General features: G+C 66.8%; 8 protein-coding genes and 1 pseudogene. 1 reads left to right on the top strand and 8 read right to left on the bottom strand.

The features are described from left to right. The 8 genes and pseudogenes from Q0L94_RS12735 to Q0L94_RS12700 all read right to left on the bottom strand — a co-directional run. Positions 1-140: pseudogene (locus Q0L94_RS12735) on the bottom strand (electron transfer flavoprotein subunit beta/FixA family protein); the annotation flags it as partial. Positions 141-180: 40 nt separating this feature from the next. After that, complete coding sequence (locus Q0L94_RS12730; RefSeq protein ID WP_296753768.1) at positions 181-1,404, bottom strand: CaiB/BaiF CoA-transferase family protein; 1,224 nt, start codon at positions 1,402-1,404, stop codon at positions 181-183. Between the two features lie 17 nt (positions 1,405-1,421). Then, positions 1,422-2,609 (bottom strand): acyl-CoA dehydrogenase, encoded by a 1,188-nt coding sequence (locus tag Q0L94_RS12725; protein WP_296753766.1) that lies wholly within the window; start codon positions 2,607-2,609, stop codon positions 1,422-1,424. 21 nt (positions 2,610-2,630) lie between these two features. Then, positions 2,631-3,377, bottom strand: a complete 747-nt coding sequence (fabG, locus tag Q0L94_RS12720; protein ID WP_296753764.1) for a 3-oxoacyl-ACP reductase FabG — start codon at positions 3,375-3,377, stop codon at positions 2,631-2,633. A gap of 34 nt (positions 3,378-3,411) precedes the next feature. After that, positions 3,412-3,921, bottom strand: a complete 510-nt coding sequence (locus Q0L94_RS12715) for an L-2-amino-thiazoline-4-carboxylic acid hydrolase (RefSeq protein WP_296753763.1) — start codon at positions 3,919-3,921, stop codon at positions 3,412-3,414. Next, positions 3,918-4,106 carry a cysteine protease gene (locus Q0L94_RS12710; RefSeq protein WP_116533505.1) on the bottom strand — a complete coding sequence of 63 codons (189 nt, stop codon included), beginning with the start codon at positions 4,104-4,106 and terminating at the stop codon, positions 3,918-3,920. The genes Q0L94_RS12715 and Q0L94_RS12710 overlap by 4 nt, the downstream gene beginning before the upstream one ends. Then, the gene (locus tag Q0L94_RS12705; protein ID WP_296753759.1) at positions 4,103-4,570 is read right to left on the bottom strand and encodes a hypothetical protein; all 468 of its coding nucleotides are present in this window, start codon (positions 4,568-4,570) and stop codon (positions 4,103-4,105) included. Before Q0L94_RS12705 ends, Q0L94_RS12710 begins: the two co-directional genes overlap by 4 nt. Before the next feature lies 1 nt (position 4,571). After that, positions 4,572-4,919 (bottom strand): hypothetical protein, encoded by a 348-nt coding sequence (locus Q0L94_RS12700; protein ID WP_296753757.1) that lies wholly within the window; start codon positions 4,917-4,919, stop codon positions 4,572-4,574. Between the two features lie 166 nt (positions 4,920-5,085). Here Q0L94_RS12700 and Q0L94_RS12695 point away from each other — a divergent pair. Further along, positions 5,086-5,381 (top strand): GTPase (locus Q0L94_RS12695; RefSeq protein WP_296753755.1); only part of this gene is annotated, 296 nt, incomplete at its 3' end.

Genomic DNA, 5,381 nt, shown 5'->3' with positions numbered 1-5,381 from the left:
ACCGCCTCCTCGACCGAGATCTCGTCGAAGGGGTTCATGCTCATCTTGACGTTGGCCAGGTCCACGCCGCTGCCGTCGGCCTTGACGCGAACCTTGACGTTGTAATCGACCACGCGCTTGACCGGTACGAGGATCTTCATGCTGTTCCCTTGTGTTCGTCTTGAGTGTTCTTGTGCCGCTTCAGACCACGCCGTCCGCGCGCAGGCGGGCGATCGCCGCGGCGTCGAGGCCGAGCGTGGCGGCGAGGATCTCGTCGGTATGCTCGCCCAGCATCGGCGGCGGCAAGCGGTAATCCACCGGCGTGGCCGACAGCTTCATCGGGCTGGCCACCAGCGGCACCTGGCCGGCGACCGGATGCGGCATCGTCACCTTCAGCCCGCGCGCCTGCACCTGCGGGTCGGCGAAGACGTCGGCGAGGGTGTTGATCGGGCCGCAGGGCACGGCGAGGGCCTCGAGCCTGGCGATCCAATCCGCGGTGCTGCGCTCGACGGTGAGCTTCTTCAGCAGCGGGATCAGCGTCGCGCGATTGACGACGCGCGCGCGGTTGGTGGCGAAGCGTTCGTCGCTTGCGAGCTGTGGCGCGCCGGCGGCCGCGCAGAAGCGCGCGAACTGCCCGTCGTTGCCGATGGCGAGGATCATGTAGCCGTCGGCGGTGGGGAAGTCCTGGTAGGGCACGATGTTGGGATGGGCGTTACCCAGCCGCTGCGGGCTCTGCCCGGTGGCGAGGTAGTTGCCCGCCTGGTTGGCGAGGCAGGCCACCTGCACGTCGAGCAGCGCCATGTCGATGTACTGGCCCTCGCCGCTCTTGTCGCGCCAGGCCAGCGCGGCGAGCACCGCGTTGGTGGCGTACAGGCCGGTGAGGATGTCGGTGAGCGCCACGCCCACCTTCATCGGGCCGCCGCCCTCCTCGCCGTCGGGCCGGCCGGTGATGCTCATCAGCCCGCCCAGGCCCTGGATCAGGAAGTCGTAGCCGGCGCGCGGCGCATACGGCCCGTCCTGGCCGAAGCCGGTGATCGAGCAATACACCAGGCGCGGATTGACCGCCTTCAGGCTGTCGTAGTCAAGGCCGTACTGCGCGAGGCCGCCGACCTTGAAGTTCTCCAGCACCACGTCGGACTCGGCGGCGAGCCGGCGCACCAGCGCCTGGCCCTCGGCCTGGGTGATGTCGATGGTGATCGAGCGCTTGTTGCGGTTGGCGCACAGGTAGTACGCCGCCACGCTGGTGTCGGCGCCCTGCTCGTCCTTGAGCCAGGGCGGGCCCCAGCCGCGGGTGTCGTCGCCAGCGCCGGGGCGCTCGACCTTGATGACGTCCGCGCCAAGGTCGGCCAGCATCTGCCCGGCCCAGGGGCCGGCCAGGATGCGCGAGAGGTCGAGGACGCGGACGTGCGACAGGGCGCCGGGCATCGGGGCTCTCCGTGGGCTCAGTTGCTGAACGCGGCGATGCCGGTGATGGCGCGGCCGAGGATCAGCGCATGGACGTCGTGGGTGCCTTCGTAGGTGTTGACCACCTCGAGGTTCACCAGGTGGCGGGCCACCGGGTACTCGTCCGAGATGCCGTTGCCGCCGAGCATGTCGCGCGCCATGCGGGCGATGTCGAGCGCCTTGCCGCAGGAGTTGCGCTTGATGATTGAGGTGATCTCGACCGGGGCGATGCCCTCGTCCTTCATGCGGCCCACGCGCAGCACCGCCTGCAGGCCGAGGGTGATCTCGGTGAGCATGTCGGCGAGCTTCTTCTGGATGAGCTGGTTGGCAGCGAGCGGGCGGCCGAACTGCTTGCGGTCGAGCACGTACTGGCGGGCGCGGAACCAGCAGTCTTCGGCGGCGCCGAGCGCGCCCCAGGCGATGCCGTAACGCGCCGAGTTGAGGCAGGTGAACGGCCCCTTCAGGCCCTGCACGCCGGGCATCAGGTTCTCTTCCGGCACGAACACCTCGTCCATGACGATCTCGCCGGTGATCGAGGCGCGCAGGCCGACCTTGCCGTGGATGGCGGGGGCGGAGAGGCCCTTCCAGCCCTTTTCGAGGATGAAGCCGCGGATGATGCCGTCCTCGGTCTTCGCCCACACCACGAAAACGTCGGCGATCGGCGAGTTGGAGATCCACATCTTCGAGCCCGAGAGCGAGTAGCCGCCCTTCACCTGCTTGGCGCGGGTGACCATGCTGCCGGGGTCGGAGCCGTGGTTCGGCTCGGTCAGGCCGAAGCAGCCGATCCATTCGCCGGTGGCGAGCTTGGGCAGGTATTTCTTCTTCTGCGCCTCGGTGCCGAACTCGTTGATCGGCACCATCACCAGCGAGGACTGCACGCTCATCATCGAGCGGTAGCCGGAGTCGACGCGCTCGACTTCGCGGGCGATGAGGCCGTAGCAGACGTAGTTGAGGCCGGCGCCGCCGTACTCGGCCGGGATGGTGGGTCCGAGCAGGCCCAGCTCGCCCATCTCGCGAAAGATGGCCGGATCGGTGGTCTCGTTGCGGAAGGCGTCCTGGATGCGCGGCAGCAGCCTGTCCTGACAGTACTGGTGGGCGGTGTCGCGCACCATGCGCTCCTCTTCGGAGAGCTGCAGGTCGAGGAGGAGGGGGTCGTCCCACTTGAAGGAGGCTTTGGCTTTGTTCATGGCAATGTCCGTGGTGAAAAATTAGCGAATGGTCAGCCCGCCGTCGACGGCGAGGATCTGTCCGGTGATATAGCTTGCCCAGTCGGAGGCGAGGAAGACGAAGGCGGGGGCGACCTCGTTCGGCTCGGCCCAGCGGCCGAGCGGGATGCGCTCGAGATACTTGTCCTTGAAGCGGTCGTCGGTGCGGATCACTTCGGTCATCGGCGTCGCCGCGCCCGGGGCGATGGCGTTCACCGTGATGCCGTGGCGGCCGAGCTCCTTGGCCGCCGACTTGGTCATGCCGGCGATGGCGGCCTTGGCGGCGCTGTAGTTGATCTGGCCGATGGTGCCGAGCAGGCCCGCCGTCGAGGTGACGTTGATGATGCGGCCCGACTTGCGCTCGATCATGCCGTTTACCACCGCCTGCAGGCAGTAGAAGCTGCCGTTCATGTGCACGTCGATGACCTGCTGCCACTGCTCCGGCGTCATCTTGTGCAGCATGGCGGTGCGCGTGATGCCGGCGTTGTTCACCAGGATGTCGACGCGGCCCCATTCGGCGGCGACCTCGGCGGCCATCCGGTTCACCGATTCGCGCTCGGCGACGTTGCAGGCGAAGCCCTTCGCCGTGCCGCCGGCGAGGCGGATGTCGGCGGCGACGGTCTCCGCCGCATCGGCGTTCATGTCGACCACCGCGACCTTCGCGCCCTCCTGGGCGTAGGCCTGGGCGATGGCGGCGCCGATACCCTGGCCGGCGCCGGTGACGATTGCAATCTTGTCTTTCAGAAACATGTGATGCCCGACCTCCCTGGTTATCTCTCTCCGCTCAACCGATCAGCGTGAAGCGCCGCGTGCAGGTGTCGCCGCCCCGCGGAAGCTGACTTTCCGTGGCCACGCGCACCTTCGGCGAAATGGTCTTCGCCGCCACCTGGAACCAGCGGTCGCAGCCCTCGCCGCACTGGTTCGGCAGGCCGGCCGCGCGGAAGGAATCCATCCACGGGCAGGCGGTGTGCACCACCAGCACGTCCTTGCCGTCCTTCCGCATGTGCGCCGTCTCGCCCATCACGTCGCTGGCGCGCTGCATGGTGAAGGCGATCTGCTCGAGGTCCTCCGGCCTGCCGCCGCGCTTCAAATACATCTCGCCGGTGCCGACGCCGACGTTCTCCCAGAAGGCGAGTTCCATCTCCTTCGCCGCCGCCTCGCCATGTCTGTCCTTCACCGACTTGCGCCAGGCGTGGAAGAAGTCGTGTGTGATGCGGATCATCGACTGCCAGTCGCGCTCCTTGCGTGCCAGCGCCATCTCCAGGTCGGCGCCGCTTTTTTCGGTCGTGCTCATGCCGGTTTCCCCTTTTGGTCCTGCCGCGCGGCGAAATCCGCCAGCGCCTGTTTGAATTCCGCCTCCATCTGCGGCGTCACTTCGGCGCCGCACTCGTAGCAGGTGTTGGTCATGCGGTCGAACCAGCGGCAGCCGCACTGGTCGCAGGCGAGTTCCGGGGCGCCGGCCGGGTTGAAGAAGATCATCGGCAGGCTCCGAGGAAGGCCAGGCCCAGCGTGTCGAGGAATTCCTCGTAGCCGGCGTCCTGCAGTTCGTATTTCGTGCGCATGACGAAGAACATGACGTTGCCGGCGCGGATCTGCCGCTTCATCAGCGACAGCGTGTCGTCGCCGATGTTGTTGCGCAGCCGGTCCAGTGCCTCGGCGTCGGCGACGAAGAGCAGATCCACTTTGGCTTCCTGAAAACCGCGGTAGGGCACGACTTCTGCGTGCATGCCGCCCGGCACGACTTCCCAGCGCAGCATTTCGCCGGCGCCCTCGGCGGCCATCAGGCCGGCGACGTGCTTGCCCGGCTGGATGCCCGAGCCTTCCTTCGGCACGATGGCGACGCTGGAGCCGGGCACCATCTCGGTGAACAGTTCCTCGTGGCGGTCCAGCATGGCCTGCCATTCATCGAGTTCGCCGAAAACGCTTGTTGTCGCTACGTTCATGTCAGTGCTTGGGAAACACCAGTCCGAGGTCCTCGACGAACTCGGCCAGCCCGGCCTCTTCGAGTTCGTCCATGGTTTTCAGCATATATGGATGCAGGCGACCTTGCCGGATCAAAGCCGGCAGGGGCGCCCAGCCGCCTTCGCGCAGGGCCGCCAGCGCCGCATCGTCGGCCACCAGCAGGACCGCCACGTCGTCGCCGGCCGCTCCGTTATACTCGCGAAGGTCGGCCTGGCAGCCTTCGTCGCCGCAGCGCCAGAGGAGCAGGGTGCCGCGGCGTGCGGCAAAATCCTCACGCCGCAGCAAGCCGATCGAGGCGGTCGACATCGGCATGCCTTCGCGATCCAGCATGGATTGCCAGCCTGCACGATTGAAGAAACCGTCTACCATCGAAGCCCATGACGCCAAGTCAGGTAACAGGTGGTTATATAGCATGATAAGATCAAAAACTGCAACGTATTGCATCAAGAAATATATAAATGCACAATAATGCAGAATATTTGGCAAGGAATAAACGATGAAGCCGGCTACAGGGATTGACCTGACGGCGATCCTGAACCGCTCCCGCCCGGCTCTGGCGCGCGCCATCACCCTCCTGGAAAACGACCGCTCCGGTGCCGCCGAACTGATGGCCGAACTCGCGCCGCGCTGCGGTCGTGCCCACGTCGTCGGCGTGACCGGGGCGCCGGGCGCCGGCAAGTCCACCCTCATCAACGCCCTCATCGGCGAATTCACGAAACGCGGGCGCAGCGTCGCCGTCGTCGCCGTCGATCCCTCCAGTCCGATCAGCGGCGGCTCCATCCTCGGCGACCG

The sequence above is a fragment of the Thiobacillus sp. genome, from assembly GCF_024708915.1.
The sequence above is the reverse complement of the archived record's forward strand: the minus strand, read 5'-3'. Positions and strand labels throughout refer to the sequence as shown.